2 protein-coding genes are annotated in these 1,073 nt (G+C 26.7%); one reads left to right on the top strand and one right to left on the bottom strand.

What is annotated here, in order from left to right; translation table 11 throughout:
* Positions 1-401: ParA family protein (locus ABZX02_RS44005; RefSeq protein ID WP_355307980.1), on the bottom strand; the 401-nt coding region annotated here is incomplete at its 3' end.
* 547 nt (positions 402-948) lie between these two features.
* On the opposite strand from ABZX02_RS44005, the gene ABZX02_RS44000 reads away from it, so the two are divergent.
* The coding region (locus tag ABZX02_RS44000) for a replication initiator protein A (RefSeq protein WP_355307982.1) at positions 949-1,073 on the top strand (125 nt) is incomplete at its 3' end.

Here is a 1,073-nt window from a genome sequence, read left to right as displayed (position 1 = left end):
CGAGTTGCTGTTCTGAAGTCTGGATGTGTGTCAATAATAATATAATCATACTGAGATATGTTTAGATTGTCTTTTAAATTCATAGTAACCCAAGTTAATAATTTAGTATCTGTGTTAGGTTGACTTATTACCCAATCTTCGGTTCTATCTAAATAATAATCTCCAGTTATTAAGTCTATGTTTTTTCGAACATTTTTAATTCCAACTTTTTCTCCAGTATATATTCCTTTTACTGTGTGCTGTTGCTTATCACAATCGAATAATTGAGATATACTACATTGGTGGTCTTGATCTATAACTAATACATAATTATCTCTTTCTGATAGATATGTAGCAAAATTATATGCAATTGATGTTTTACCAACACCACCTTTTGTAGATACAAACGAATATATTTCCATTATAAAGCCTCCTTTCTATTCATTTCATCTATAATGTAGACGAATATGTATATTCCTACCTTATCATAGTTAAAAGAAATAATCTACTTCAATCGTCTACATTGCAAACGTAGTTCAATATATTCGTCTGTAACGTAGACGAATATATTGAACTATGATATTCTATGAACATAAAAGATAAAGGGAAATAGCAATTCTAGTTGCTTTATTAACTTAAATTTTATTTTTTTTATCAATGTTTTATGCTAAAGTGAATGTATAAACTTAAAAAGACAACTGCGGTAACAGTTGTCCTTAAAATTAATTTATAGCTACAAAAGAAAGAAGCAAAGAAGCTATAAAAGAAGCTATAACTTATTAGCTAACAGCTAATAAGTAGAAAAACTATAATCTTTAAGCTAAGTTTTTGTCATTATTAATTTAGTTGTACTTATATTATAATTGTTATTTTTAATATTCGCAAGTACGATTCACGACTTTTTACTATCAAAAAGGTTATATAGCTTCTTTCTCTAATAGTTATAAACTTTATGAAAGGAGCTTTTTTATGCCGATTAAATATTTCAAAAAGAAAGAACAATATCAAGAACGTTTCTATCAATTACCTAAAGTCTTTTTTACAAATGAAATTTACAAAAAACTATCTTTAGAAGCAAAAGTTGCTTATTCGAT

It is taken from the genome of Lentzea sp. NPDC003310, from assembly GCF_040610935.1.
Taxonomy (GTDB): Bacteria; Actinomycetota; Actinomycetes; order Mycobacteriales; family Pseudonocardiaceae; genus Lentzea.
The sequence above is the reverse complement of the archived record's forward strand: the minus strand, read 5'-3'. Positions and strand labels throughout refer to the sequence as shown.